At 40.4% G+C, this 26,983-nt stretch carries 36 protein-coding genes and 2 pseudogenes; 30 read left to right on the top strand and 8 right to left on the bottom strand.

Annotation, left to right across the window (positions count from 1 at the left end; translation table 11 throughout):
- Window positions 1-51: 51 nt before the first annotated feature.
- From rpsJ to rplQ, 28 genes are all read left to right on the top strand, one after another.
- Window positions 52-363, top strand: coding sequence for a 30S ribosomal protein S10 (gene rpsJ / locus ACT3TH_RS10135; protein WP_010196670.1), 312 nt, complete (start codon window positions 52-54; stop codon window positions 361-363).
- Window positions 364-412: 49 nt separating this feature from the next.
- Window positions 413-1,051, top strand: a complete 639-nt coding sequence (rplC, locus tag ACT3TH_RS10130; RefSeq protein WP_444755712.1) for a 50S ribosomal protein L3 — start codon at window positions 413-415, stop codon at window positions 1,049-1,051.
- 14 nt (window positions 1,052-1,065) lie between these two features.
- On the top strand, window positions 1,066-1,668 hold the full coding sequence (rplD, locus tag ACT3TH_RS10125) for a 50S ribosomal protein L4 (RefSeq protein ID WP_444755711.1): 603 nt from the start codon (window positions 1,066-1,068) through the stop codon (window positions 1,666-1,668).
- Window positions 1,665-2,015, top strand: coding sequence for a 50S ribosomal protein L23 (rplW, locus tag ACT3TH_RS10120; RefSeq protein WP_444755710.1), 351 nt, complete (start codon window positions 1,665-1,667; stop codon window positions 2,013-2,015). Before rplD ends, rplW begins: the two co-directional genes overlap by 4 nt.
- An 11-nt stretch (window positions 2,016-2,026) precedes the next feature.
- On the top strand, window positions 2,027-2,854 hold the full coding sequence (rplB, locus tag ACT3TH_RS10115) for a 50S ribosomal protein L2 (protein ID WP_444755709.1): 828 nt from the start codon (window positions 2,027-2,029) through the stop codon (window positions 2,852-2,854).
- 12 nt (window positions 2,855-2,866) lie between these two features.
- Window positions 2,867-3,142: a 30S ribosomal protein S19 gene (gene rpsS, locus ACT3TH_RS10110; RefSeq protein WP_021813372.1), complete on the top strand. Its 276-nt coding sequence runs from the start codon at window positions 2,867-2,869 to the stop codon at window positions 3,140-3,142.
- A gap of 10 nt (window positions 3,143-3,152) precedes the next feature.
- On the top strand, window positions 3,153-3,482 hold the full coding sequence (gene rplV, locus ACT3TH_RS10105) for a 50S ribosomal protein L22 (RefSeq protein WP_444755708.1): 330 nt from the start codon (window positions 3,153-3,155) through the stop codon (window positions 3,480-3,482).
- A gap of 3 nt (window positions 3,483-3,485) precedes the next feature.
- A complete protein-coding gene (gene rpsC / locus ACT3TH_RS10100; protein WP_444755707.1) occupies window positions 3,486-4,214 on the top strand; it encodes a 30S ribosomal protein S3 in 729 nt (242 codons plus the stop codon).
- A 3-nt stretch (window positions 4,215-4,217) separates the two neighbouring features.
- A complete protein-coding gene (gene rplP, locus ACT3TH_RS10095) occupies window positions 4,218-4,631 on the top strand; it encodes a 50S ribosomal protein L16 (RefSeq protein ID WP_010196693.1) in 414 nt (137 codons plus the stop codon).
- Entirely contained in the window at window positions 4,631-4,828 is a 198-nt protein-coding gene (rpmC, locus tag ACT3TH_RS10090; RefSeq protein WP_010196696.1) for a 50S ribosomal protein L29, read from the top strand. The genes rplP and rpmC overlap by 1 nt, the downstream gene beginning before the upstream one ends.
- Window positions 4,825-5,100: a 30S ribosomal protein S17 gene (gene rpsQ / locus ACT3TH_RS10085; protein ID WP_201562651.1), complete on the top strand. Its 276-nt coding sequence runs from the start codon at window positions 4,825-4,827 to the stop codon at window positions 5,098-5,100. The genes rpmC and rpsQ overlap by 4 nt, the downstream gene beginning before the upstream one ends.
- Window positions 5,101-5,282: 182 nt before the next feature.
- Window positions 5,283-5,651, top strand: coding sequence for a 50S ribosomal protein L14 (rplN, locus tag ACT3TH_RS10080; protein WP_010196702.1), 369 nt, complete (start codon window positions 5,283-5,285; stop codon window positions 5,649-5,651).
- An 8-nt stretch (window positions 5,652-5,659) separates the two neighbouring features.
- Window positions 5,660-5,977 (top strand): 50S ribosomal protein L24, encoded by a 318-nt coding sequence (gene rplX, locus ACT3TH_RS10075; protein ID WP_010196703.1) that lies wholly within the window; start codon window positions 5,660-5,662, stop codon window positions 5,975-5,977.
- A gap of 21 nt (window positions 5,978-5,998) precedes the next feature.
- Window positions 5,999-6,535, top strand: a complete 537-nt coding sequence (rplE, locus tag ACT3TH_RS10070) for a 50S ribosomal protein L5 (protein ID WP_101204865.1) — start codon at window positions 5,999-6,001, stop codon at window positions 6,533-6,535.
- A 12-nt stretch (window positions 6,536-6,547) separates the two neighbouring features.
- Complete coding sequence (rpsN, locus tag ACT3TH_RS10065) at window positions 6,548-6,853, top strand: 30S ribosomal protein S14 (protein ID WP_062843941.1); 306 nt, start codon at window positions 6,548-6,550, stop codon at window positions 6,851-6,853.
- An 11-nt stretch (window positions 6,854-6,864) separates the two neighbouring features.
- On the top strand, window positions 6,865-7,263 hold the full coding sequence (gene rpsH / locus ACT3TH_RS10060; protein ID WP_192523471.1) for a 30S ribosomal protein S8: 399 nt from the start codon (window positions 6,865-6,867) through the stop codon (window positions 7,261-7,263).
- A 222-nt stretch (window positions 7,264-7,485) separates the two neighbouring features.
- Window positions 7,486-8,019, top strand: a complete 534-nt coding sequence (gene rplF / locus ACT3TH_RS10055; RefSeq protein WP_444755706.1) for a 50S ribosomal protein L6 — start codon at window positions 7,486-7,488, stop codon at window positions 8,017-8,019.
- A gap of 11 nt (window positions 8,020-8,030) precedes the next feature.
- Window positions 8,031-8,381 carry a 50S ribosomal protein L18 gene (gene rplR / locus ACT3TH_RS10050; protein WP_444755705.1) on the top strand — a complete coding sequence of 117 codons (351 nt, stop codon included), beginning with the start codon at window positions 8,031-8,033 and terminating at the stop codon, window positions 8,379-8,381.
- 2 nt (window positions 8,382-8,383) lie between these two features.
- Window positions 8,384-8,899, top strand: a complete 516-nt coding sequence (gene rpsE, locus ACT3TH_RS10045) for a 30S ribosomal protein S5 (protein WP_010196711.1) — start codon at window positions 8,384-8,386, stop codon at window positions 8,897-8,899.
- Window positions 8,900-8,919: 20 nt separating this feature from the next.
- A complete protein-coding gene (gene rpmD, locus ACT3TH_RS10040; RefSeq protein WP_010196714.1) occupies window positions 8,920-9,099 on the top strand; it encodes a 50S ribosomal protein L30 in 180 nt (59 codons plus the stop codon).
- Window positions 9,099-9,539, top strand: a complete 441-nt coding sequence (rplO, locus tag ACT3TH_RS10035) for a 50S ribosomal protein L15 (RefSeq protein ID WP_444755704.1) — start codon at window positions 9,099-9,101, stop codon at window positions 9,537-9,539. Before rpmD ends, rplO begins: the two co-directional genes overlap by 1 nt.
- A 19-nt stretch (window positions 9,540-9,558) precedes the next feature.
- Window positions 9,559-10,890, top strand: coding sequence for a preprotein translocase subunit SecY (gene secY, locus ACT3TH_RS10030; RefSeq protein ID WP_192523479.1), 1,332 nt, complete (start codon window positions 9,559-9,561; stop codon window positions 10,888-10,890).
- A gap of 31 nt (window positions 10,891-10,921) precedes the next feature.
- The gene (gene rpmJ, locus ACT3TH_RS10025) at window positions 10,922-11,038 is read left to right on the top strand and encodes a 50S ribosomal protein L36 (protein WP_010196721.1); all 117 of its coding nucleotides are present in this window, start codon (window positions 10,922-10,924) and stop codon (window positions 11,036-11,038) included.
- A 251-nt stretch (window positions 11,039-11,289) separates the two neighbouring features.
- Complete coding sequence (gene rpsM, locus ACT3TH_RS10020; RefSeq protein ID WP_021813384.1) at window positions 11,290-11,646, top strand: 30S ribosomal protein S13; 357 nt, start codon at window positions 11,290-11,292, stop codon at window positions 11,644-11,646.
- A gap of 20 nt (window positions 11,647-11,666) precedes the next feature.
- The gene (rpsK, locus tag ACT3TH_RS10015) at window positions 11,667-12,056 is read left to right on the top strand and encodes a 30S ribosomal protein S11 (protein ID WP_045454458.1); all 390 of its coding nucleotides are present in this window, start codon (window positions 11,667-11,669) and stop codon (window positions 12,054-12,056) included.
- Between the two features lie 48 nt (window positions 12,057-12,104).
- On the top strand, window positions 12,105-12,746 hold the full coding sequence (rpsD, locus tag ACT3TH_RS10010) for a 30S ribosomal protein S4 (RefSeq protein ID WP_021813385.1): 642 nt from the start codon (window positions 12,105-12,107) through the stop codon (window positions 12,744-12,746).
- Window positions 12,747-12,827: 81 nt separating this feature from the next.
- Entirely contained in the window at window positions 12,828-13,835 is a 1,008-nt protein-coding gene (locus tag ACT3TH_RS10005; RefSeq protein WP_021813386.1) for a DNA-directed RNA polymerase subunit alpha, read from the top strand.
- A 19-nt stretch (window positions 13,836-13,854) separates the two neighbouring features.
- Window positions 13,855-14,214: a 50S ribosomal protein L17 gene (gene rplQ / locus ACT3TH_RS10000; protein WP_021813387.1), complete on the top strand. Its 360-nt coding sequence runs from the start codon at window positions 13,855-13,857 to the stop codon at window positions 14,212-14,214.
- Between the two features lie 85 nt (window positions 14,215-14,299).
- Here rplQ and ACT3TH_RS09995 read toward each other — a convergent pair whose 3' ends face one another.
- The 7 genes and pseudogenes from ACT3TH_RS09995 to ACT3TH_RS09965 all read right to left on the bottom strand — a co-directional run bounded on the left by ACT3TH_RS09995 (window position 14,300) and on the right by ACT3TH_RS09965 (window position 22,387).
- Window positions 14,300-14,920 carry an L-threonylcarbamoyladenylate synthase gene (locus ACT3TH_RS09995; protein ID WP_444755703.1) on the bottom strand — a complete coding sequence of 207 codons (621 nt, stop codon included), beginning with the start codon at window positions 14,918-14,920 and terminating at the stop codon, window positions 14,300-14,302.
- A gap of 246 nt (window positions 14,921-15,166) precedes the next feature.
- A pseudogene (locus tag ACT3TH_RS09990) lies at window positions 15,167-15,544 on the bottom strand (elongation factor P hydroxylase); the annotation flags it as partial.
- Window positions 15,545-15,938: 394 nt separating this feature from the next.
- Entirely contained in the window at window positions 15,939-16,436 is a 498-nt protein-coding gene (locus ACT3TH_RS09985; protein WP_057758727.1) for an elongation factor P hydroxylase, read from the bottom strand.
- A gap of 103 nt (window positions 16,437-16,539) precedes the next feature.
- A complete protein-coding gene (locus ACT3TH_RS09980; RefSeq protein ID WP_444755702.1) occupies window positions 16,540-16,959 on the bottom strand; it encodes a hypothetical protein in 420 nt (139 codons plus the stop codon).
- Between the two features lies 1 nt (window position 16,960).
- Window positions 16,961-19,000 carry a hypothetical protein gene (locus ACT3TH_RS09975; RefSeq protein ID WP_057758731.1) on the bottom strand — a complete coding sequence of 680 codons (2,040 nt, stop codon included), beginning with the start codon at window positions 18,998-19,000 and terminating at the stop codon, window positions 16,961-16,963.
- Window positions 18,997-20,958, bottom strand: coding sequence for a hypothetical protein (locus tag ACT3TH_RS09970; protein WP_057758733.1), 1,962 nt, complete (start codon window positions 20,956-20,958; stop codon window positions 18,997-18,999). Before ACT3TH_RS09970 ends, ACT3TH_RS09975 begins: the two co-directional genes overlap by 4 nt.
- Window positions 20,951-22,387, bottom strand: coding sequence for a tyrosine-type recombinase/integrase (locus ACT3TH_RS09965; RefSeq protein ID WP_057758735.1), 1,437 nt, complete (start codon window positions 22,385-22,387; stop codon window positions 20,951-20,953). Before ACT3TH_RS09965 ends, ACT3TH_RS09970 begins: the two co-directional genes overlap by 8 nt.
- 267 nt (window positions 22,388-22,654) lie before the next feature.
- Here ACT3TH_RS09965 and ACT3TH_RS09960 point away from each other — a divergent pair, with 267 nt between their 5' ends.
- Both ACT3TH_RS09960 and ACT3TH_RS09955 read left to right on the top strand, forming a co-directional pair.
- Window positions 22,655-23,599, top strand: a complete 945-nt coding sequence (locus ACT3TH_RS09960; protein WP_057758737.1) for an Arc family DNA-binding protein — start codon at window positions 22,655-22,657, stop codon at window positions 23,597-23,599.
- Between the two features lie 106 nt (window positions 23,600-23,705).
- Window positions 23,706-24,454 (top strand): annotated as a pseudogene (locus ACT3TH_RS09955) (IS5 family transposase).
- Window positions 24,455-24,754: 300 nt separating this feature from the next.
- Here ACT3TH_RS09955 and ACT3TH_RS09950 read toward each other — a convergent pair.
- Window positions 24,755-26,914 (bottom strand): cytochrome c biogenesis protein CcdA, encoded by a 2,160-nt coding sequence (locus ACT3TH_RS09950; protein WP_057758740.1) that lies wholly within the window; start codon window positions 26,912-26,914, stop codon window positions 24,755-24,757.
- Window positions 26,915-26,983: the final 69 nt, after the last annotated feature.

Below are 26,983 nucleotides of genomic sequence, written 5' to 3'. Positions count from 1 at the left end.
ATAATCTTGCGAAGCAAGAATGACAAAAGCACATATTAGGAGCTTGCTGGCATGGCTAACCAGAGAATCCGTATCCGTCTTAAGTCTTTTGATCATCGTCTAATTGATCAATCTGCACAAGAGATTGTTGATACTGCAAAGCGCACCGGTGCGCAAGTTTGTGGTCCTGTACCGTTGCCGACTCGCATTGAGCGCTTCAACGTTCTAACCTCACCACACGTTAATAAAGACGCTCGTGACCAGTACGAAATTCGTACTCATAAGCGTATGGTTGACATCGTTCAGCCTACTGATAAAACTGTGGATGCGCTAATGAAGTTAGATTTAGCGGCGGGTGTTGACGTTCAAATTGCTTTGGGTTAATGCACATTACTCACCCAACCCATTAATATAAGATATAAAGAGGTCTAAAATGGCGATCGGTTTAGTCGGTAAAAAATGCGGCATGACTCGTATCTTCACTGAGACAGGCGTATCTATCCCTGTAACAGTAGTTGAGGTCGATGCAAACCGCATTACTCAAGTAAAAAATACTGATGTAGATGGCTATCAAGCTATCCAAATTACCACAGGTACCCGTCGTGACAGCCGCGTAACAGCCGCACAAAAAGGTCACTTCGCTAAAGCTGGCGTTAAAGCTGGCCGCGGTGTTTGGGAATTCCGTGCCAACGAAAGCGATCTTGAAGGTCGTGAGATTGGTGGCGAGATTCTAGCTGACTTGTTCGAACAAGGTCAGATGGTTGATGTTACAGGCCAAAGTAAAGGTAAAGGTTTCCAAGGTCCTGTAAAGCGTCACAACTTTAGCATGCAAGATGCTACTCATGGTAACTCAGTATCTCATCGTGCACATGGTTCAACTGGTCAAAACCAGTCACCAGGTAAAGTATTCAAAGGCAAAAAGATGGCGGGTCAGATGGGTAACAAGCGTGTTACTGTTCAAGGCCTAGAAGTGATTTCGGTTGATGCCGAAAAAGGGTTACTTGTCATTAAGGGTGCTATCCCAGGCGCCACCGGTGGCGATGTCATCGTACGTCCGTCAGTCAAAGCCTAAGCAAGGGGATTAACGTGGATTTAAAAACAGTTACAGGTGCGGCGGTTGAGCTTTCTGATACGGCTTTTGGTCGTGAATTCAACGAAGCATTAGTGCATCAAGTCGTCACCGCATATCTTGCTGGTGCTCGTCAAGGTACACGTGCGCAAAAAACCCGTGCCGAAGTTTCTGGCGGTGGCATTAAGCCATGGCGCCAAAAAGGTACTGGTCGCGCTCGTGCAGGCTCTATTCGTAGCCCTATCTGGCGTTCTGGTGGTCGTGCATTCGCTGCAAAACCGCAAGATTGGTCACAGAAAGTAAACCGTAAAATGTATCGTGGTGCGATGCAGTGCATCCTAGCCGAATTGATTCGCCAAGAGCGTTTGATTTTGGTAGAAGAGTTGAGCGTTTCTGGACCTAAGACCAAAGAGTTGATTGCAAAGTTAAATGAGCTTAATGCACCTCGTGCACTAATCGTCACTAAAGAAGTTGACGAAAACTTATACTTAGCTGCTCGCAACATTCCACACGTCAATGTACTTGGTACAAGTGAAGTGGATCCAGTGAGTTTGATCGCTTTTGATAAAGTGATCATGTCAGTTGAAGCTGCGAAACAATTTGAGGAAGCACTAGCATGAACAACGCAAGACTTTATCAGGTCTTAAGAGGGCCTGTATTCTCAGAAAAATCTCAAATGCTTGGCGACTCACTTGGTGTGCAGGTATTTAAAATTGATTCTAATGCTACTAAGCTTGAAGTCAAGAAAGCAGTTGAGTTGATGTTTGAAGGTGTTGAAGTCACTAAAGTGAACACTTTGAATGTTAAAGGTAAGACAAAGCGTTTTGGTAAAAGCATCGGCCGTCGTAACGACTATAAAAAAGCCTATGTTACCTTAAAAGCTGGTCAAGATGTACAAATGGCTGATGCTGGTGAAGACGTAGCGAATACTACTGCTTCTACTAGTGAAACAGCGAACAACGAATAAGGATTACACTCATGCCTATCGTAAGAGCAAAGCCAACATCACCAGGCCGTCGTTTTGTTGAAAAAGTGGTGCATCCACACCTTTACAAAGGTCGTCCTTATGCAGCGCTTCTCGAATCAAAAAGTAAGTCAGGTGGTCGTAACAATAATGGTCGTATAACTACTCGTCACATTGGCGGTGGTCATAAGCAACATTATCGCATCATCGATTTCAAACGTACTAAAGACAATATTCCAGCAACGGTAGAGCGTATTGAATACGATCCTAACCGTACTGCTCATATTGCATTACTTAAATATGCTGATGGCGAACGTCGTTACATTATCGCTGCTAAGAAACAAGCAGTTGGCGATACAGTAATGTCAGGCGAAACATCTCCAATCCGTCCAGGTAACTGCTTACCACTGAAAAACATCCCATTGGGTACTGTGATTCACAATATCGAACTTAAAATCGGTAAAGGTGCACAGATGGCTCGTTCTGCGGGTGCCAGTGTTCAGTTATTAGGTCGTGATGGTATTTATGCAATTCTTCGTATGCGTTCTGGCGAAACACGCCGTGTACACGTAAATTGCCGTGCGGTTATTGGTGAAGTTTCTAATACTGAAAACAACTTGAAATCACTTGGTAAAGCCGGTGCTTCACGTTGGCGTGGTATTCGTCCTTCAGTTCGTGGTGTCGCTATGAACCCGGTTGATCACCCACATGGTGGTGGTGAAGGTCGTAACAAAGGTCGCCATCCAACCAGCCCTTGGGGTCAGAAGTCTAAAGGACTTAAAACGCGTCACAATAAGCGTACTGACAGTATGATCATCCGCCGCCGCGCCAAGAAGAAATAAAGGAAGAATTTCATGCCTCGTTCATTGAAAAAAGGTCCATTCATAGACGCGCATTTGTTTGCAAAAGTTGAGAATGCATTAGATACCAACTCACGCAAGCCAATTAAGACTTGGTCGCGCCGCTCGATGATTTTGCCACAAATGGTTGGCCTAACCTTATCTGTTCACAACGGCCGTACTCATGTACCGGTTATCGTGAGCGAACAGATGGTTGGTCATAAACTAGGTGAATTTGCCCCGACTCGTACGTATCGTGGTCACGGCATTGACAGAAAAGCTAAGAAATAAGGTGCTTACCATGGAAGTAACTGCAAAATTACGCGGTGCCGCCATTTCGGCACAAAAAGTTAGACTCGTTGCTGATGAAGTTCGCGGCAAATCTATTGAGCGTGCTTTGGATATCCTAACGTATAGTAATAAAAAAGGCGCTGTATTTGTTAAGAAATGCCTTAACTCAGCCATCGCCAATGCCGAACATAATCACGGTTTAGATATTGATGACCTTAAAGTCTCAACCATCTATATCGATGAAGGCATTACGCTAAAACGTATCCTACCACGTGCCAAAGGTCGCGCTGATCGTATCAGCAAGCGTACTTGTCACATCACTATAAAGGTAGGAGAATAAGTTATGGGTCAAAAAGTACATCCAATCGGAATTCGTCTTGGTGTTGTAAAAAAGCATAATGCAAACTGGTATGCTAACCCTAAACAATACTCAGAATACCTCATTAACGACATTCAAGTCCGTGAGTATCTACGCAAGAAGTTAGATAATGCTATGATTAGCAATATCATGATTGAGCGTCCTACTGGTGCTGCTAAAATTACCATAGCCACTGCGCGTCCTGGTATTGTTATCGGTAAGAAAGGCGAAGATATTGAAAGACTTCAAAAAGAATTGACCAAAATTATGGGCGTACCTGCTCAGGTCAATATTGAAGAAATCACTTCACCTGATCTTGATGCACGTTTGGTAGCAGACGGTATCGCAAGCCAGCTTGAGCGTCGTGTTATGTTCCGTCGTGCGATGAAACGCGCTGTACAGAACAGCATGCGTTCTGGTGCTAAAGGTATTAAAGTTGAGTTGTCTGGCCGTCTTGGCGGTGCTGAGATCGCTCGTACTGAATGGTACCGTGAAGGTCGTGTGCCATTGCATACACTTCGTGCTGATATTGACTATGCGTCAGTACGTGCAGAGACAACTTACGGCACTATCGGTGTAAAGGTTTGGATTTTCCGTGGCGAAATCCTTGACGGTATGAACAGTGTTTATAACCCCGTCAACGAAGAGAAGCCTCGTGCGCCAAAACGCCGTGGTCGTGGAAACGGAAACCGTCGAAACTCAGACAGAGGTTAAACTATGTTACAGCCAAAACGTACCAAGTTTCGTAAAATGCACAAAGGTCGTAACACTGGGCTAGCTCATCGTGGAAGCACCGTTGCATTCGGACAAATTGGTCTAAAATCGTTGACTCGTGGTCGTATGACTGCCCGTCAAATTGAAGCAGCACGTCGTACCATCACTCGTAAAATTAAGCGTGGCGGTAAGATTTGGATTCGTGTATTCCCAGACAAACCAATTACTAATAAGCCATTAGAAGTACGTATGGGTAAAGGTAAAGGTCCAGTCGAGTATTGGGTATGCGAAATCAAACCTGGTAAAGTGCTATATGAAATTGAAGGGGTACCAGAAGAGCTTGCACGTGAAGCTTTCACGCTTGCTGCAGCAAAACTGCCCTTTAAAACTACCATTGTTAAGCGGACGATAATGTAATGAAGATCAGTGAATTACGTGATAAATCATTAGAAGAACTGACCCAGTTACTTGATGAAAAGCAACTTGATGCTTTCCGTATTCGTATGGCTAAAGCAACTGGTCAGTTGGGTAATACCCATGAAGTCAGAGGCAATCGTCGCACGATTGCTCAGATTCAGACTTTGATTAACGAGAAACAACGAGGCGACTCATGAGCGATAACAATCAAACAGCTACCAATGCTAGCGTATTGACAGGACGAGTTGTCAGCGACAAGATGGACAAATCCATCACAGTTTTGATTGAGCGTCTGGTTCGTCATCCTTTGTATGGCAAGCAGCTTCGTCGTTCTACAAAAATCAAAGCCCATGATGAGAATAACGTTTGCCAACAAGGTGACCTTGTCCGCATCAAAGAAACGCGTCCAATTTCTAAAACCAAGTCATGGACTCTGGTTGAAGTGGTTGAAAAAGTAGAAAAAATCTAAGTAAATTGCATTAAAAGCCAGAAGCTGTTAAAATAGCCGCCTTTTTAAGGATGCTGATTGCGCCGAGCGTATATCACTCACATTAAGAGTAAGCAGCGGTTATTAATATTAAAATGCCGACTACTCATACTGTGCTAGCGGCAGCAACTGGTTTTTATTGCTCATACGTGTGGAGTAACGCTATGATTCAGGTTGAGTCAATGCTGGAAGTTGCAGATAATAGCGGTGCAAGGCGAGTTCAGTGCATTAAAGTACTGGGTGGTTCTCATCGTCGTTATGCATCAGTTGGCGACATTATTAAAGTAACGGTTAAAGAAGCCATTCCTCGTGGTCGTGTTAAAAAAGGCGACGTGATGAATGCGGTAGTTGTTCGTACCAAAAAAGGCGTTCGTCGTCCTGATGGTTCAGTGTTACGTTTTGATGACAATGCTGCGGTATTGTTGAACCAGAACAAAGCACCTATTGCAACTCGTATTTTTGGACCGGTAACTCGTGAACTACGTGGTGATCAGTTTATGAAAATTGTATCACTAGCACCAGAAGTATTGTGAGGTAATCCATGTCAAAATTACGTAAAGGCGATACAGTTATCGTGATTGCTGGTAAAGATAAAGGCAAGCAAGGTACTGTACAAGCTGTAAAAAACGATCGTATTAAAGTGGAAGGCATTAACATTGTCACAAAACATCAGAAGCCAAATCAGGCAACTGGCGTTGAAGGTGGCATTCTTAAGCAAGAAGCTTTTCTGCATATCTCAAATGTCGCAATATTAAATGCGCAAACCCAAAAAGCTGATCGTATTACTTATCAATTCGGCGAAGACGGCAACAAACAACGCGTCTATCGTTCGAACGGTGAAGTAGTGGCGACTGCGTAAGACACTAAGGGTGTAATGGTAATGGCAAGATTAAAATCTTTATATAACGATGAACTAAAGCAGCAAATCAAAGAAGAACTTGGTTTGGCGAATGTGATGCAAGTGCCTAAAATCACTAAAATCACATTGAACATGGGTGTAGGCGGCGCGTCTCAAGACAAGAAATTACTTGAAGGTGCAGTGGCTGATATGACTGCAATTGCTGGTCAAAAGCCTGTTGTCACTAAAGCGCGTAAATCAGTTGCTGGTTTTAAGATTCGTGAAGAATGGCCAATTGGCTGTAAAGTAACGCTACGCGGTGAGCAAATGTACGAATTTTTAGATCGTCTCGTTGCCATTGCAATTCCTCGTATTCGTGATTTCCGTGGTTTTTCACCTAAAGCCTTTGACGGACGTGGTAACTACTCATTGGGTATTAAAGAGCAAATCGTATTCCCAGAAGTAGATTTTGACAAGATTGACCGTATCCGTGGTATGGATGTGACAATCACCACGTCAGCTCAGTCTGATGAAGAAGGTCGTGCGTTGCTTAAAGCATTCGGCTTCCCATTTAAATAAGGTAAAGACGTTATGGCAAAGAAGAGCATGATTAACCGCGAATTAAAGCGCGAAAAAATGGTTGCTAAATATGCTGAAAAGCGTATTAAGCTAAAAGAAACTATCAGTGATATGAATGCAAGCGACGAGACTCGTATGGAAGCGATGTTAGAGCTACAAGCTCTTCCACGTAACTCATCACCAGTACGTCTACGCAATCGTTGTGCTATCACCGGTCGTCCTCATGGTTACTTCCGCAAGTTTGGCTTGTCACGCAATATGCTGCGTGAGCGTGTCATGCAAGGCGATGTGCCTGGTGTTCGTAAAGCAAGCTGGTAAGGAGTAACTATATGAGTATGCAAGATACCGTTGGGGATATGCTAACCCGTATTCGTAACGCACAAATGGCTAACAAAGTATCGGTAGCAATGCCGAGTTCTAAATTACGTAAATCAATTGCTGATTTGCTGGTTAGCGAAGGTTATGTGGCAAGCGCTGTTGTTACTGAAGAAGACAATAACAAAGCAACCCTATCTATCGAACTAAAATACTTCGAAGGCAAAGCTGTCATCGAAACTATTCAACGTTTTAGCCGTCCTGGTTTACGCCAGCATCGCGGTAAAGACGCTATCCCTACTGTTAAGCAAGGTATGGGTGTTGCTATCGTATCGACCAGCCAAGGTATCATGAGTGATCGTGCTGCACGCGCTGCTGGTATCGGTGGTGAAATCGTCGCATTTGTTGCCTAATTAGCTTTATTGCTTTAGGTAATAAAACGATAAAGTCTATTTGAACCCATTTAAGCTTTTAGAATCTGTCAAGATCCGCTAAAAGCTTTAGGTAAGCTAGACATCTGATGTTAATAAAATTGAATGATGTTTAATGGGTACAATTATGCTAAACTAGCAGGCTTTTTAGCCTGTTAGTTTTTTCGCTAATATAAAGAAGTTAATTTTTTAAGGAATATTCCTATGTCTCGTGTGGCTAAAGCCCCAGTGACGCTACCAAGTGGTGTAAGCGTTACTTTGAACGATCGGCAGGTCGAAGTTAAAGGCAAGAACGGCATTATGTCTTTACGCCTGCATGAATTGGTCGAGCTGAAACAGGAAGATGATGCTATCATTTTCTCACCTACAGTCGATTCGAAAGAAGCCATGATGCACACTGGCACCATGCGCGCTTTGCTTAACAACTATGTTAAAGGCGTGAATGAAGGCTTTGAAAGACGTCTTCAGTTAATTGGTGTTGGTTATCGCGCTCAAGTTGCTGGTAATAAGGTAACCTTAAACGTAGGTTATTCTCATCCAGTAGAATATACGTTGCCTGAAGGTGTGTCAGCTGAAACCCCAACGCAAACTGAAATCATTTTAAAATCAAATGATAAGCAGCAGCTTGGTCAAGCAGCGGCTAACATCCGTGGTTTCCGCCCACCTGAGCCTTATAAAGGTAAAGGTATTCGTTATAGTGACGAGCATGTGATTCGCAAAGAAGCTAAGAAAAAATAAGGTGAGTTCAAATGTTTGATAAAAAAGCAGCTCGTCTGCGTCGAGCTAAGAAAACCCGCGCGCATATCCGTGTCTTAGGCGCTCATCGCTTAACGGTTAATCGCACGCCAAAGCATATTTATGCCCAGATTATCTCTCCGAACGGTGGTGAAGTGATTGCTCAGGCATCTACCTTGGACAGCAGCTTGCGTTCAGGCGCAACTGGCAATGCTGATGCAGCAACGTCTGTAGGCCAAATGATCGCAGAACGCGCAAAAGCAGCTGGTATTACTAAAGTTGCATTTGACCGTAGTGGTTTTAAATATCATGGTCGAGTAAAAGCTTTAGCGGAAGCTGCTCGCGAAAATGGATTGGAGTTTTAATCATGGCTAGAAATGATAAAAATGATAAGAACGAACAGACTGACGGTCTAGTAGAACGCTTGGTTACCGTTGATCGCGTTGCAAAAGTTGTTAAAGGTGGTCGTATTTTCTCTTTCACTGCATTGACTGTAGTGGGTGATGGTAATGGTCGTGTTGGTTTTGGTCGTGGTAAAGCACGTGAAGTGCCAGCTGCTATTCAAAAAGCACTAGAAGCTGCCAAACGCAATATGATTACTGTTGAGCTTAATGATGCAACTTTGTATCATCCGATCAAAGCACGTCATGGCGCAAGTAAAGTCTATATGCAACCTGCATCTGAAGGTACTGGCGTAATCGCTGGTGGCGCAATGCGTGCTGTATTAGAAGTTGCTGGTGTCAAAGATGTTTTGACTAAATGTTATGGTTCTACCAATACTGCTAACGTTGTTCGTGCAACGTTTAACGGTTTACGTGATATGTCAACTCCAGAGAAGATGGCAGCTAAACGTGGTAAATCTGTAGACGAAATCTTGGGTTAACTTAGACTAGGTGAGTTACGATGAAAAAAATGAAAGTCACTCAATTTAAATCGGGTGCCCATCGCCTAAAGAGCCACAAAGCGAGCTTGAAAGGATTGGGTTTACGCCGTATTAATCATACTGTTGAAGTAGAAGATACTCCTTCAACTCGTGGTATGGTCAATCGCGTTAACTACATGGTAAAAGTGGAGGAAGCGTAATGGGACTTAGATTAAATGAATTATCACCAGGTGTTGGCGCAAAGAAAACTGCCCAACGTCGTGGTCGTGGTATCGGTTCAGGTCTTGGTAAGACTGGTGGTCGTGGTGTAAAAGGTCAGAAATCTCGTTCAGGTTCTAGCATTCGCTCAGGATTTGAAGGTGGTCAAATGCCTTTATATCGCCGTCTACCAAAATTTGGTTTTACCAGTAAATTAGCAATGAAGACAGCTGAAGTGCGTTTGTCTGAATTGAATAAAATTGATGGCGATGTAGTTAGCATTGAAACACTTAAAGCTGCTAATCTTATCCGTCATGATATGAAGCGTGCTCGTGTTATGTTGTCAGGCGAAGTTACTAAAGCTTATACTTTTAAAGGTATAAAAGTAACTAAAGGCGCCAAGCAAGCAATCGAAGCTGCTGGTGGTAGCATCGAGGAGTAGTAACGTGTCAAAACAATCAATGTCATCGACTGGTATACCGCTTAATCCATTTGCTTTCATACGCAAGTATGACGAACTATGGACACGATTATTATTCTTAATCGGCGCATTGATTGTTTACCGTTTAGGGTCACATATTCCAGTACCGGGTATTAACCCAGTTAATCTAGCTGATCTGTTTTCGCGCAACGAAAATACCATCTTGAGCATGTTTAACATGTTTTCAGGTGGTGCACTAGAACGTATGTCTATCATGGCACTTGGTATCATGCCATATATTTCAGCATCAATTATTGTACAAATGATGTCTGCAGTATTGCCATCGCTTGAAGCTCTCAAAAAAGAGGGTGAAGCAGGACGACGTAAGTTAAACAAGTATACCCGTCAAGGCACACTTGGTTTAGCACTGGTACAGTCGTTAGGAATGTGTGCGGGCTTAATCAGTCAAAATCTTACCTTATCTAGCGGTCTTACCTTCTATATCCCAGCGGTTACTTCTTTAGTAGCAGGTGCAATGTTCTTAATGTGGCTCGGTGAGCAGATTACAGAACGCGGGGTTGGTAATGGTATTTCAATGCTCATTTTTGCGAGCATTGTGGCTGGTACCCCAGGTATGATTTCGCAATCTATCGAACAGGTCAATCAAGGTCAAATGAACTTGATTGTACTATTTATTTTTGTGTTGCTAGGCATCGCGGTTACTGCAGGCATTGTTTATATTGAACGTGCTCAGCGCCGTGTCCCCGTAAACTATGCACAAAAACAACAACAAGGACGCAAAATTTACGCTCAACAGCAATCACATTTGCCATTGAAGCTTAATATGGCAGGAGTTATTCCCGCTATTTTTGCCAGTTCATTATTGTTGTTTCCAGCAAGTCTAGGGCAGTGGGTTGGTCAATCAACTGATCCTACTTTCACACAAAAGATATTACAAAATATGGCATTGGTGTTGTCTCCAGGGCAACCGCTGTATTTAGTATTGTTTGGTGCGATGATTATTTTCTTCTGTTATTTTTATACGGCATTGGTATTTAGTCCGCGTGAAGTAGCTGAAAACCTTAAACGTAGTGGTGCGTATATTCCAGGTATTCGTCCAGGACAACAAACTCAGCGTTATCTCGATCATGTGTTAAACCGACTGACCTTTATTGGCGCGATGTATATGACGGTTATTTGTTTAATGCCAATGGTCGTCCAGTCATCGTTTGGTGTACCGTTTCAACTCGGTGGTACGTCTTTACTGATTATGGTGGTTGTGGTAATGGATTTCATTTCGCAGATACAAGCGCACTTGATGACTCATCAATATCATGATCAGACGTTAATTCAATCGCCCACTCAACCTTAAATGAGCGGTACGATATTTCAAGGAGCATGCTATGAAAGTTCAAGCATCAGTTAAGAAGATTTGTGGTAGCTGTAAAGTTGTGCGCCGTAAAGGCCGTGTACATATTATTTGTACCGCAGAACCTCGCCACAAGCAACGTCAAGGTTAATATCTAGTAATATAAGGTCATAGACTTTTGTTACTATTTAAATTAATACTTGAAAAATGACGGCGGATGGGATATCATCCGCCACTTGCCGTGTTTATGCAGAATGTTTTAAGTTACTATTTACTAATAGATTTTTAAGTAAGTCAAAACAGCAATAGTAGTTATAAAAATTCTAGCATTAACAGCAACAAATCTGAAAAATAATGCCTTATTGATAAATAACGCTTATTTTTTTTAATGGAGAGAAATAAATGGCTCGTATTGCCGGCGTAAACATTCCGGATAATAAGCATGCTGTTATTTCATTAACTTACATCTTTGGTGTAGGTCGTACCACTGCTCAGAAAATCTTAGAAGCAGTTGGCATTGCCCCTACTACTAAAGTTAGTCAGTTAGATGATACACAGTTAGATGCTATCCGTGCACAAGTTGCAAACTACATGACCGAAGGCGATCTTCGTCGTGAAGTTTCAATGAATATCAAGCGTTTAGTTGATCTTGGTTGTTACCGTGGCATCCGCCATCGTCGTAACCTACCAGTAAGAGGTCAGAACACCAAGAACAACGCTCGTACTCGCAAGGGTCCGACACGTCCTCTCAAAAGATAATTAACTTAGGAAGCTAAAAGATGGCAAAAGACACTCGCAGTCGCAAAAAGGTGACTCGTCGTTCAGTATCGGAGGGCATAGCCCATATCCATGCGTCTTTTAATAACACCATTGTTACGATTACCGATCGTCAGGGTAATGCATTGGCTTGGGCCACTTCAGGTGGACAAGGCTTCCGTGGTTCACGTAAATCTACACCATTCGCAGCTCAGGTTGCAGCTGAAGTCGCTGGTAAAGCGGCTCAAGAATATGGTGTTAAGAATATCGACGTTTTGGTCAAAGGACCAGGACCGGGTCGTGAGTCTGCGGTAAGAGCACTAGGTGCATTGGGTTATAAAGTTAACAGCATCTCTGATGTAACCCCAATCCCACACAATGGTTGCCGTGCGCCGAAAAAGCGCCGCGTCTAATATTAAAGACGAAGCTTTTTATCCCAAAAGCTTATAGGAGACATAAACATGGCCCGTTATATTGGACCAAAACTAAAATTATCACGTCGTGAAGGTACAGACTTAGGTCTTAAGTCTGGCGTTAAACCATACGACGTAAAAACGAAAAAAGCTGGTCGTCCACCAGGTCAACATGGCGTTAGCCGTAATAAGACCTCAGAATATGCTCTACAGTTGCGTGAAAAGCAAAAAGTTAAGCGTATCTATGGTGTATTAGAACGTCAGTTTGCTAATTACTATAAAGAAGCTGCTCGTAAGCGTGGTGCTACTGGTGAGAACCTATTAGCTATGCTAGAGAGCCGTCTAGATAACGTGGTATATCGCATGGGCTTTGGCTCAACTCGCGCTGAAGCACGTCAGCTAGTCAGTCATCGTACTGTTATGGTAAAGAAAGCTGGTCGTGATGAGTTTGTTCGTGTAAACATTCCATCAATTCAGCTTCAAGATGGTGATGTCATCGCTATCCAAGAGAAGTCTCGCGAACAGCTACGTATCAAAAACGCTATTGAACTAGCGACACAACGTGGTATTCCAGAATGGCTAGATGTTGATCACAGCAAACTACAAGGCACGTTTAAAAATGCGCCTGATCGTATTGATCTACCTGCTGAAATCAACGAAAGCTTGATCGTTGAGCTATACTCTAAATAAATAACGTATTGCTCAATGTTATGAAAATGGCATTGGGCTGTTAACGTTAATTAAACCAGTTTAATAAATCGAGGTGACATCATGATGCTAAATGCAACTGAGTTTCTAACGCCGAACGCCATTAATGTGGATACGGTTAATGAAACGATTGCGAAAGTCACGCTCGAACCGTTAGAACGCGGCTTTGGGCATACCCTAGGTAATGCCTTACGTCGCATCTTGTTATCTTCATTACCGGGTGCTGCAGTCATTGAAGCTGAGATTGATGGTGTTGACCATGAATACTCTACGCTTGAAGGGCTACAAGAAGATGTGCTTGACTTGCTTTTGAACCTAAAAGGCTTGGCAATCACGCTTCATGACCAAAATGAAGTATTTTTGACCTTGGATAAACAAGGTCCAGGCACTATTACTGCTGCAGACATCGCGTTGCCGCATAATGTAGACATTATCAATCCAGAATTGGTATTGGGTACATTAAGCGATCGTGGTCATCTTAAGATGCGTTTGCGTGTAGTGATGGGTCGTGGATATGAGCCAGCAAACCAGCGCCGTGAAGATGGTGATACTAAAGCAATTGGACGTTTGAAGCTTGATGCAAGTTTTAGTCCTGTGCTTCGTGTTGCTTATCAGGTTGAGAACGCTCGTGTAGAGCAGCGTACTGATCTTGATCGTCTTATCATTGAGCTTGAAACTAATGGCACTATAGATCCAGAAGAAGCAATTCGTAAAGCAGCCACTATTTTACAACAACAGATTTCTATCTTTGTTGACCTAGAAGCTGAAGAAGCGCCTGAGCCTGTGAAAGAAAAAGAAGAGGTTGATCCGGTGCTATTACGCCCTGTGGACGATCTTGAACTAACGGTTCGCTCAGCCAACTGCTTGAAAGCTGAAAACATTTACTATATCGGTGATTTGGTACAACGTTCAGAGACTGAACTATTAAAAACCCCAAATCTTGGTAAGAAATCATTAACGGAAATCAAAGACGTTTTAGCGTCTAAAGATTTGGAGCTTGGTATGCGCCTAGATAACTGGCCACCAGCTGATTTACGTGTTGATGATCGCTTTTCTTATCGTAGCCGTTAAACTTTAAGGATTTTTGACTATGCGCCATCGTAAGAGTGGAGTCAAGCTGGGTCGTACCGGCAGTCATCGTAAGGCAATGTTTCAGAACATGACCAACTCATTATTTGAGCATGAACTGATCAAAACAACTTTACCAAAAGCGAAAGAGTTACGTCGCGTTGCTGAGCCATTAATCACTATGGCTAAAGAAGACAGCGTTGCTAACCGTCGTTTAGCATTTAGCCGTATGCGTAGTAAAGCTATGGTAGGCAAATTATTTGGTACGTTAGGTCCTCGTTACCAGACGCGTCCAGGTGGTTATTTGCGTATTGTAAAATGCGGTTACCGTGATGGTGACAATGCGCCAATGGCTTATGTAGAATTGGTTGATCGCGACTAATTTTATACTGATATTATAAGTTATAAAAAAGCTCCAATTGAATTGGAGCTTTTTTTTGTTTGATATTTGGTAATATTTTTAGCAACTACAATAATAACGAGTCGACATTAGCAGCACCTTGTCTGATCACTTCGGGTTGGCTACTGGTCATGTCTACAATAGTGGTCAACTTCGTAGTTTTTATACCAGCATTGATTAAACCATCTATTTGATTGCCTAATAATTCTTCAATCTCGAACGGATCATCAAGTATGTCATCTCTGTTTGGTAGTATCAAAGAGCTGGTTAAAATCGGCTCGTCCATGGCTTCCAAAAGTGCTTGAGCGATAGGGTTACTTGGCACTCTAATGCCAATAGTCTTTTTCTTAGCATGGGCAAGTTTTTTTGGCACGTCCTTTGTAGCATTTAGAATAAAAGTAATGGGTGCAGGTGTATGTGCTTTTAGTTGTTTGAATTGTATATTATCTACAGTGGCATAATTGGCAATTTCACTTAGATCACGGCAAAGCAGTGTAAATTGATGTTTGTCGTCAAGTTCTCGAATCTGTTTAAGCTTTTCTAGCGCTTCTTTCGCACCTAAACGACAACCAAAAGCATAACTGGTATCGGTAGGGTAAATGATGAGCTGGTCTCTACGTAGCAAATCAGCAGCTTGCTCAATGAGACGAGGTTGTGGGTTATCTGGGTGAATATAAAGTACTTGCATAATCGTTCCTCATTTTATAATTATTGATTCTTAGTCAGATGAACATAATGTTGTCTATCAAATTAGTCTGCATATATAAGGCTTGTTAGATACACATTAGCTTCATTCAGAAAAACTGATACATCCATCAGTATAGTGCAAAGCGGATGCAGGTTTAGTGGTAAGGCGTTACTGTCCGTAGAAAATCGTTAACGCAAAACAGATGAATAGCATATAGTTAAGACGATACATTTCCTTTAGCGTAGGTTAATTAACAGTCCAAGTGTACTCATCGAAAGTACAAACGCTAAGAAAGGCACGTAATAAAATTTTTGCATCGCGTGGTAGAGTATTTGGTTTTGTAATATATTTTTCAGCTTGTAAGTAGACGTCGTTGGCGAACGTACTACCACTGGTATCGAACGTCGCAAACAAGTTGTCTTGTGAAACTTGAAATTTGCGTCCGCAAGCCAAAGTGAACAGACATTCTAAGGCTTGCGGCTTAATCTCTACGTGCTCAAAAGCTTGCTGCTGAGTCGCAGAACGACCATCTGGTGCGTACCAGTAACCAAAGTCGCTAACAGTCCTACGAGCTTTTCCTGCAACGCACCAGTGACTTATCTCTAGTAAACTCTTAACTATAAATGTACATTACTAAGTTATTGATTGATAAAGAAGTAATTGTAATGATGTAAAATCAGCTTCTTGATAAAAAAATGTACAATATTCCTCATAAAAGGAGATATTGTACATTAAGTGAGTCATTGGAATTATCACTTTTCAAAGCACTAAGAAGCTTATATTAGCCGTGTATATACAATCGAGACATATCAATATTTTATTTTTGATGAATAGATCGGGACTTTTTGTTGGTTCTTCTCTTAGTAGATATTCTTTGTTTTTTCAATAAAATTGGGAAGGCTAGAATATTTACTATAGTTATCATCGGCTGAATAGTAGCCTGATGAATATACTTCACATGACTGCTTTGAAATTTTAAAATTAAGTAAGTATGAATTTGCAATATGTAGTTAATAAACTAATTATCCCTTAACGTAGAAAAATCTGTATGCATTAATGTTTCTAAAGCTATTCTAGCCGTAGGAGGAGGATTCGTAATCATCTCTTGATAATTAACTTCTAAGTTTTTTAGAAACACCTCTGATATCGGTCGACCTGAAAAATCATCAAAGCTAGGTGAAAAATGTATACCTATAGCTTCACACATAGCCTTTTCTAAGCCTTGAGGTCTTGCTTCAACCAATTGAAATAGCTCTTGCTCTTCACTTGTTCTACCACATTCAGTATACCAGTAACCATAGTCATCTAATTTGCGTCGTTTTTGCCCTGCCAAACAGTAATGAGCAATTTCATGTAATAGGCTTCTTGGGTAGTTTTCTTTAAAAAAGATCTTCGCATTTGTATCTGCTTTTGGCGCTTCATAGTAGGGTTCATCTACTCCACCAATTATGGTTAGAGTAGGAAAAAGATGTTCAAATAAAATTTTTAGTTTGTTACACAAATGATCGTCATTCATAGGAATACTTTTAAGGCATCTTAATAGCCGTAATATGAGAAATAAAGCTTTAGAGAGGCTTTATTCATAGATTGTATTTGAGCTAAACAGGAACAAGATTAAGCTATTTATTAGATCTTTTCACTAATCTTATATGTGGAGAATCTGCTAACTCTCTTTGAAGTTCAAAATTCTGTCTTAGAATGTTAAGATAATCTTGCATTATAATGTCATATTCTTCTTTTATCATGTCGTATTTCAAATTAGCTTTGATTTTGAGCTCTTTTTCATGTTTTAACTTAGTAGAAGTATTAGGTTTTTCTTGAGCACGATTTTTGCGTTCTTCTTCCGCTTTTGTTATTGCTTCGCAAAGTTTTGGATATCTCTCATTACGGACATACCCTTTTCCTTTACCTGCCTCTCTACCTACAGCGTCTCTAGTAAACTTAAACCGTGATGACTTTGTATTGACAATTTTGGCTGTACCATCTTGTAGACGATTCAAAGCATCCCAATAAGCCTGTTCTGCCTGGCTAGTTTTCATGTTATTTCTCTTGATTTACTTCTAATACTGAAAGAAGACTGTCTATTTTTTTAATACTCACTTCGTATTCATGATGAACACGCTTTGGAATATCTAAAGTGAGTTGAGACTTATAAAAATCTTTAGTTTGTAGCAAAATACTTTTGGATTCTGGTGAAAACACCGCATTTTCACAGCTAATACAAGCAGATGCCAATACACCAGCACCTTTATCACAAGGTTTAATAGACATACATCCGCCAACTAAAGTAGATCGATAACGAATTTTGCCATTTTTGACTGCTTTCTTAGTACTATTTCTATTATCTAAGAACTTAGGAAGCTTATTCTCTACTTTTCTTTTTTGTAGATTTTTACCAGCTGCACCAGTTAGTGTCACCCTGCTATCTAACAATTCATGCAAATTATCTGACTCTACTCTTGCTTGGGCCTCCTGCCATTCCTTTTGCATAGCTTTGACTTCAGGGCCGTTGCCTAAAATATTTATCGCTCTAGAGTTTGAGTCCGTGTAATAGACTGTCATCATCATGCTTATATGTTTTAGCTGGGATTTAAGAGTAGGATATGAAACATAACCACTAGAAGCAGCATACACGGCTAAGGAGCGTCTAAACTGATGAAAGCCTAAAGGCCAAGGCTTACCTAATTTAATATTATTAGATATTTCATCGCCGTATAAAAATTGACTGACTTCCTTTAAGTCTTGTTCTGAAATTAATAAGTGCTCTGATGACATTATTTTTTGAATGAGGTTGCTATTTAAGGCAGTTGTTGCATAATCAAAATGCGGATGAGGCTTTCCAGATTTCCCATTTTCAATTGAAAAAAACAACGGTAACTTACTCTCATCTTCTGCCACCTGACTCTTATTAGCAGACCAGTTCAAAGCTCCTTGAGTGATAAATTTAGCTGCTTCAAAAGCTTCTTCAACAATTGAACCTGTTACCCATTTTGTAAATCTTGGTACTCCATTACTTTCCAATTTTGTTGTAGTTGACCATACTACAGGTATATTCCCAGTATCGGAATGAATATGTCTTAGCCCGTTGAAAGGGATAGATAGTAATTCATTTTTACGCATACCTGTAAACGCAGCTATAACAAAAGCGCTTTTCATCTGTATTTGACCTAAGCTGATTGTTAAACTTAACCAATTAGCATTCTTGATGATGTTTAAATCTGTTAATTCTGCTAAAATCTTAGTTAGCTTTGTATCTGTCTTCAAAGCAGTTTGCCAATAAAATCTGATTAAGCTTTTTTGTGATTTAGTAAGCTTACTCATAGGTACACTCTGATCTAATCTTAATGCTTCATCTCTTACTTTAGTACGTGCAGAAAAAACATATGAGATCTGCTCAGCGTGCTTATTAAAAACCTGCAAACTTTCAATGGTATCTTTTAGCAGGTTCTGATAAATACGTGAAGGAATGATCATGGTTTGAAGACTTTGAGAAGTCTCAGGGAAAGATTTTCTAGTCTTTCTTAGTTTGCTTGAAAATTCTTTTGAAGGTTGCATGTTACACCAAAAATTACTTTGATTTAAAACAGATGCTGTATCAATAAATCTTTGTATCTTGCCTAAATGCAAACCTATTTGTTTCTCCGTCGAACTATTAGTTACTAGGAAGTCGATTGCACTACTGTCAGTAAATATATTATTAAAGTCAATATTATTGTTTACACAGTAACTAATTAGGAAGGATATAGCGACTATATCACTATTCAATTTTGACATAGAACATCCATTCATCTCACAATTCCAATTGAGAGTAAATACCTTCAAAAACTTAACTGCTGATTTGAATTTTTTGCCGTCGGTATTAATAGATGAGGATAGGTTCCGAATTTTAGTTCTAAAATTAATAGTTCTATGTGAATTGCTAGTAGCACTATAGTCCCAAATATCATCAGAGAATAATGATAAAGCATCTCCACTCTTGGAAAGCGTTACAATCAAACCAGATGATGGGTTTTCGATTAGGTCTTTAGATATTGGTTGTATCTCTTTAACGAGGGGTTCACGCATCATTGTCTTGGTCATAAACTTAAGCTTTTTCTGTTAGATTCTGAGGCTACAGTGAGAAAATTTATATGCTCATCCCAATACTCATTATAAATTTGCATTTTTATTTTTTGTTCAGCATCATCAACGAGTTCAATTACTCTATTATCTTTTCCTTTAAGAATATTGATAATCTCGTCAATTCTAAATAGTGATGGTTCTATAGAGAGAAGATGATATTCAGGATCATCACGAATCATAGAAGACTTTAGTAGAGCCTCCTTCAAACTTAATAGTTTATGTATATCTTCAAAATCTATATGAATTGCAAAAAATTCACAGAACAAACAACTTTCAAATGTAGCACAGGAAGGGTTGGGGGCTTCATTATTAAAGCCCAATGCCTTAACAGGATCATTATCTGATAGGTTAGAACAAGATCCTGCTGGTATTTTCTCCGTATCATAGTTAGTTGAAGTCTTGATAGATATAGTTTGTTCATTAGTTCGATTAGACCTAAGAACTGCGGTAATCATTTTTTCGTGATAATGATTCATCTCTATTGCTTGAGACTCAATATCGATCGAAGTGTAAGATTTAGCTACTGTAGTTAAAGAGTTATTCAACTTCCTAGCTACTAATGACAAATTTCCTTTAGAATGTTTTATGTAGTATTCCGCACATAGGTTTCTAATGTCTCTAGCAGTAACCCTTTTAACCCCTTTAAAAAGTGGAGTATTGTCGTCAATAGAACTGACAGAGCTACGTGCAAAACGCTTTAATTGACGATGTTCTCCAATACGCATAAACAAGTATTCTTGACAGTCTCCAGGAAGATGAAGGTTATCAACCCACTCTCTAAGTTTCAAATACTGTATGAGATAACGTTTTAAGTGAGAAGGAGCGGAAAATTCAATCTGTCTACCTGCTCGATATTTATGTTTTTTAGCAAAAGTTGATAAGCCAAGGTTTTCCAAATTTAAATCAGATATTTTCAAATCAAGTGTGGGTTGTATATTAGCAGCAGTGAAAGAAAGGTAAATGTAATAAAAGCAATATGTACATAGGTTATAAGCATAAATTTTTCTAGAGTCTAAATTCTCATTGATCCATGTATTTCTGTTGTTTATTAATGTGTTTTTATAGAAATCTTTCTTAGTATGCTCACAATTATAATAATTTGATAAAGCATTTTTTACCTCATTAAAGGGTAAGGGTTCACCACTATTGTAGAAGCAATTAGGTAGTTTCTTTATGCCATATTTTCTAGTTGAATCCCAATAATAATCATTACTTGATGATTTTGCTAAAGTAATAGGTATAGGGTAGATTTTATTTAATATGGCGTATGAGAATTCATTAAAGTATGTAATGCAGGTTTGTAAGAAGTTTTTGAAGTCTTCTAATGAGGAGTCTCTTTCTTTACTGTTATGCCCCATATGACGATGCTTGGGAATAATACTAAGTATATCGATATCAGATAAGTTATAAGCGATTTTTATGAAATCTCTTGCAGTATTTAGCTTGTCATAAAGAGTTGTAGTGCTTATAGATTTTGCACCACTTAAACGCGCCTTTTGATAGAGATTAATTTGATAATATTTATAATTAGATGCTAAATCATCTAAAGTAAGAGGCTTAGAGCCTTCAAAATCACAAAAATCAAAAAAATATCTTAAATTATGAAGGTAACCTCGCACCGTTTCATCTCTCAACCCTTTTTGAAGGATTTCCCTAAGGTACCTTCTCAACCATTCTACACGTTCTATAGACAATGTTGATTCATCAACTAGGCCCGTAATATAGCTCTTAGTTTTATCTCGGGAATGACCAGAATCGTTCTCTCTATTGGTATAGCAGACTCTACCAATATCGACTTTAAAGGACACACCATCAGCTCTTGAACCTACAATTACTGTGTATTGAGGATCAACGATATCTTCTATTTGCTTAGTGCTTATCTCAATAAGCTGCCTGTCATTGAAAGAATTAGACATTATATTCGCCCTTATCAAATGTTACGCCGAACGTATCTTGTATATCATTGAATTCTTTTACTTCCGAGTCGAATTTTAGATAGGCCTCAGTGGTTGTTAGGCTTCTATGGTTTAACCTTTGTCTGACATGATCAAATATCTTAGAATCAGGGTATTCCTTAGCTCTAAGGTTTCTTACGATATTCATCCCATAGGTAGCACGCAAATCATGGAATGAAAAATTTTGAAGACTTGGTTCAAATTTTTGAACCTTGGAAATGAATTTTTTTAATTCATTTCTTAAAGATTGGCCGTTTTTAGGTACCATAACGGGCGCTTCAGTGTTCCAAACTGGTTTAGGGTTGTTACGATTACGATCTATAATTTCTCTTTCAGCAGTTAAATAGGGGTTTCCAGTTCGAGTTAAAAACACATAGTTATCGTCAGTATTTGCATAAAAGCTGTTTATATTTTGTCTTCTATGTTCCGCTCTTTCGCAATCTATATATGTTGCTAAATGATCAATTAGGTTACGTGAAAACATTAAGCGGTTTAGTCGCCCACCCTTTGAATCTGTTCTGTATTTATATCCAGTATTTATCACGGCATAATTTGAATCAGCATTTTGTTCTAAGTAGTGGAGAGCAGTTTTGATACAAGCAATAGAGAGAGTGCATACGCTTTGTTGTCTAGCTCCTGTTCCGAGAGCTATTCTTATCATTAGCTCTAACTCTATTGACGCATAGTTTTTATCAAATGCCCTGAAAATAATTTCTTGTTCTTCAGAGCTTAAAGGACGCAGACTGCCTCCATCTCTCAACTTACCTAGTGATGGTAAGGGTTTTCTGCTGCTTCTTAGCTTGAGATCATTTGTAATAACACTAATATTCCTCATTATTCCTACATTATTATGAATAGGTATAGAAACCTTCCTTTCTCTAAAGGGCTTATTCTCTATATCAGACTGAGATACGAATGATTGATGCTGTATATAATTATAGAAATGAGCAACAGAGGACAGAATGTTATTAATGTATTGAGAGCTAAAGTCGTGCTGTTCTATTACAGCCTGTAAAAAAGCTTTGAATTTGCGAGGAACTCTTTGCTGATACTGGGTAGGTAAGTCTAAAAAGTGTTGGTTACTATGTTCTAGGTACTGTAGATAGTATTTTAGGTGGATAGCTCTTGCGGATAACGTTTTCATATTTGAAAGCGCAGGAGTGTCTAGTTGTCCCATGAGATATAGGTTACCTATTTTCCAAGGTAAACCATCTGATTGAATGATAACAGGCATTCTGAAGTGATAATCTGAGTTAGCTAAAGAGCTAAAAGTGTAATCGTAATCATTAGCCTGAGCAGTCTTTGACCAATTTGCATTCTGCAATCTAAACCGTCTTAGATAAATTACTTTTGCATTAGAGTCAAAAAGGTCTTTAAGAGAAGGTTTCATCTCTTTTCTAGTTCACTGAGTTCTTTGGCTTTAAACATAAGCTTTTCTATATATTGAGATAACGAATGGAACTGGTTCTTTGCATCATTTATGGCAAAATTCTTAAGTTCTTTAGGTACCCGGACGTTCATCTGAACCTTCTGATTTGACATGTATTTACCTCTTTAGGGTTTGTTACATAATATGATAGCATTATGCTATCATTGCCGCAAGTTCCTTATGGTAATATTATTTGTTTTAAATTCAATATTCTATTTGGGCTTTAAAATGTCAAAAAATGTGCAGTTTAATTTAAGAATTCCTACTGAATTGAAAGCCCTGATCTCCGATGCCTCAAAAGTTAGTGGACGTTCAATTAATGCCGAGGCACAGTATCGACTAGAAAAATCTTTTGAAGGTCAAGAAGGAAGTTATATCGAAGCTATCGACGATTTAAAGAGTTTTTTTGATGCTCATTTACGTAGCGATCGCTTAAATCTACTATCTGGCAAACTAAATTTCCTCTTGAGTGAAGCTAAGGCAACTGATAGTTTTCATACCCCAAGTATTTCTAGAGTTGCTGAGGCCCTGGGATACAATAGTGTGGGCGTTACTGAGGATTGGTTTGAAGGGCGAAAAGAGCCATCGTTTAACGAATTAGAAAAATTAGCCACATACTTTGGATGCCAAAAGAATTGGCTCGTTCATGATGAAGGAAGGCCTTTCGCAAAAGAAACATTTGAGTTTGGTTATGATATTGAAGAGAATGCTAGAAGCTTATTAAAAGGTAATAATGAAGATGAGGTTAAGTTGGTCTGGTTTGCTCGGAACAATACTGAAAACGGTGAACTAGTTATTATCAAGCATTACGATAGTTGGCATGGTTTGGTTCTAGACTCTCGTGTGCATGTCAGTGACAAAGTAGGTATAGGTGGCTCTGAAGACAGAGCGCTCCTATCCTTAACATTAAAGTATCTTTGTAAGTACCATATCTCAAAGATCAGAGGAGCAATAGTTTCAGAACCAGACTTTAACGAATTAATTTGGGCCAAACAAAATCCGATCAAAGTAATTGATAAGTATCGTCACAATTCTTGGATTGAAGATATTTGGGATAGGTCAATGTATTCAAAGAAAGCTAATAGTTACTGGAAAGGATGGAGTGAGATGTGCATGTCTAATGAACTTTATATTAGTGGACATGAGATTTTATCTAAAATATCTATAAAGTAATTTGAGATAAAATAAGTATGCCATACTAGGGCGTGTCATCAATTAGCATAGATATTTCAGAATAAGCTATACTTAGATCGTATTTAGGAATTTGAGCTCAATGACTATGACAAGACGACATGCCCTACGTGATGACCAATGGGAGAGAATTAAAGACATTCTACCTGGTAAACCAAGTGACGTTGGTGTTACTGCAAAGGATAACCGCTTGTTCGTAGAAGCGGTTCTGTACCGTTACAAGACCGGCATACCTTGGCGTGACCTACCTGAACGCTTTGGCGACTTCAGAGTGATTCATACTCGTTTTAGTCGCTGGTCAAAAAAAGGCGTATGGAAGCAGGTTTTTAATCAACTCTCTGAACAATCCGATGACGAATATGCCATGCTAGATGCCACGATTGTTAAAGCCCACCAGCACAGTGCTGGAAAAAAAGGGATCAAGCCATTGGACGCAGCAAAGGTGGACTGAAGACTAAAATACATACTCGAACAGATGCATTAGGCAATCCTACTGGCTTTTATCTAACAGGTGGGGCAGCTCATGACCTGTGTGGCTCAGATGAATTGCTTGATGTCAGTATTAGCCAAACGTGGCTTGCCGATAAAGCTTACGATGCTGATGCCCGCGTTATTGAACCGATTAAAGCAGTGCAAGGTAATGCAGTTATACCATCTAAGTGTCATCGGCTGCAGCCAAGAGACTTCGATAAAGAGCTTTATAAAGCGAGGCACCTAATAGAGAACTTCTTTGCCAAGATTAAGCAGTATCGTGCGATTGCCACTCGCTATGATAAGTTAGCCAGTCATTTCCTTAGTGCCATTCACTTAGTTTCTTGTGTCGTTTGGCTTAATTGATGACACGCCCTAAAGAAAATCAATAAATATGGACGTGCAAGGTAGCCATTACTCGTGGTAATGCGCCTTTAGCAATGTTGCTTTATTGTAATGAAAATAAGGGCACTATACTAGCGTTATTGCGAGCAAATACTGATGTAAATAATAAGGTAAGTAGTAATAAATAATGCTAAACCAAGGATTTAGCGTCTATGTTAAAAAGGCTATTTAGTAAGATTGAAAAAGACAACGTCCTATTATCAAAGGACGTTGTCTTTTTAATGGGTAGAAATGATGTGGAATTTATCTACATTTAAACGATTAATTTAGCGCGGTTAAGGTTTGCTCAAACGCTGCGCGCCCGATTTCACCCACTTGCTGATTGACCAATTGCCCGTCTTGATAATACAGCAATGCTGGCGGACCAAATAGTTTATAACGCGCTAAGATTGCTTTTGAATCAGCCGTAGTCTCCGTGATATCAAGTCTGACCAATTGCCAATCTTGCATTTGCGCAGGGCGATTATGAAATAAGTTTTTCTCCATAATCCGGCATGCAATACACCATTCGGCGGTGACATCGACCAGCACTTTAGGATTGGCGGCGACAATGGCATCTAACTCAGCAAGCGTAGTAACAGTTTTATCTGTTGCATTACTCATGGCTGGTTGATCAGCAGTCGTCTGCATCACCGGCGCGGCGCTTAATGACGCGAGCGGATGCAAGCTGTCGTCATTGCCCAATGCGGCGCCGACGATTAAACACGTCGCCCAAATACCAGCGATTAAGCCTAGCGCTTGGGTCAGCATCCGACCTTTGCCTAGCCAGCTCCACGCCCACATCGCCACGACCATAAACCACAGCGCCCAAACCATCAGCATCACAGGCGAGATAAAGACGCGTTCAATTAATAACAATGCCACGGCAAAAAGCAACAAAGCAAAGCCCTGCTTGACCCAATTCATCCACTCGCCTGCTTTTGGCATGATTTTACCTTGGGTCGCGCCAATTAAGATAAGCGGCGCCGATAAACCAAAACCGAGCATAAATAAAGCGGCAAAGCCAAGGAGCGGACTTCCAATCGTTGATACAGCAAGCAGCGCCCCAAATAAGGGTGCCGAAACGCATGGCGATACCACGAGCGCCGATAAGAATCCCGCAATTAAACTGCCACCCGTACTACCAAGTTTGCTATCCCCCGCTTGGCTTAGACCCTGCATTTTACTACTGATAAATCTCGGCAGACGAATGCTAAATACGCCCAACATATAAAGGGCTAATAAGACAAAAACGATGGCAAACCCAATTAAAATAATCGGATTTTGTAGCCAACCGATAATGCCTAACGATTCGCCAAATACCGCAATGACCGCGCCTAAAATACCATAAGCGATGGCAACACCAATAGCGTAGCTGGTCGTTAAAATAACACCGCGTTTTACCGTTGGATTGTCTTCACGCGCGACGATATTGGCAACAATCGGTAGCATCGGTAACACGCATGGCGTCAATGCCAAGACCAACCCTGCCAAGAACAATAACACCAATGCCAACCACGGATGCGAAGCTAAGCCAAAAGGGTCACTATTAATGGCGTTATCAACGACAACGGTATTGTTTGTTGCAGTTGTAGCGCTATCGTTTGCTGGCATATTACTTGTGACATTGTCGCCTACAACTTCTTCATCGGCACCAGAGATGGTATTGCTAGTACCAAGCTCTGCATCTAATGCTTCATCATCTAACAAAGCGTAATCAATCACCTCGTCATCTGGCGTAGTTTGCTCTGTAGCAAGACGATCAGTATCAGTCGCCTCTGTAGATGCTTGCGCAGTTTCTGCATTGCTGTTATTGCTCGCAGAAACTGTAGCAGTGCTACTTGAACTATTGGCTGCCGATTGTGACGCAGCAATTTTGACCGTGGTTTTTATTTTCTCCGGTGGATAACAAAGTCCTGCTTTGGCACAGCCTTGCCAACCTATCGTTACAGCGGCATTATTTATCGCCTTGCCATTACTACTGCTCAAAACGGTGCTAGCAACCATATTGGCTTGGTCAAAGACCAATACTTGACCAAAGGTCGGATCATCTATGGAGATAGGCTTTTGGCTAAAGCTAAAAGGTGCAGCGCTCACGCCAGCAGGCAACGTTAGCTTAATTTGGTCTTTATAAACATAGTGCTCAGGCGTAATGTCAAAGTTAATGGCTAAGCGCGTGCCATTATTGACAGGTTTACTACTGCTACTGACCTGAAACGCTTCATCAACAGGCAAAAATTTCGGTTGGGTCGCGCTTTTATCACTGCTAAATAAATCGCCCAATCCTGCCGCTTGCGATGCCACTGGCACGGCCGTCAGCCCAGTCGCTGCTAGCCCTGTCAATAATGAACCCGCGCTGAAAGCGAACGCCAACAGATAAGATTTTTTCGACGATTTATTTTGCGTTAATGACGGAGACTTTTCTGCGCTCTTAAGGGACATGAAGGGCTACCTATTATTTCCAATATTCGAATTGACCAATTCACTGTCTGTATGGACTTGTCTATTTAC

This window comes from Psychrobacter sp. AOP22-C1-C5 (assembly GCF_052378885.1).
Classification (GTDB): Bacteria; Pseudomonadota; Gammaproteobacteria; order Pseudomonadales; family Moraxellaceae; genus Psychrobacter.
This window is presented reverse-complemented; position numbering and strand designations above follow the sequence as displayed.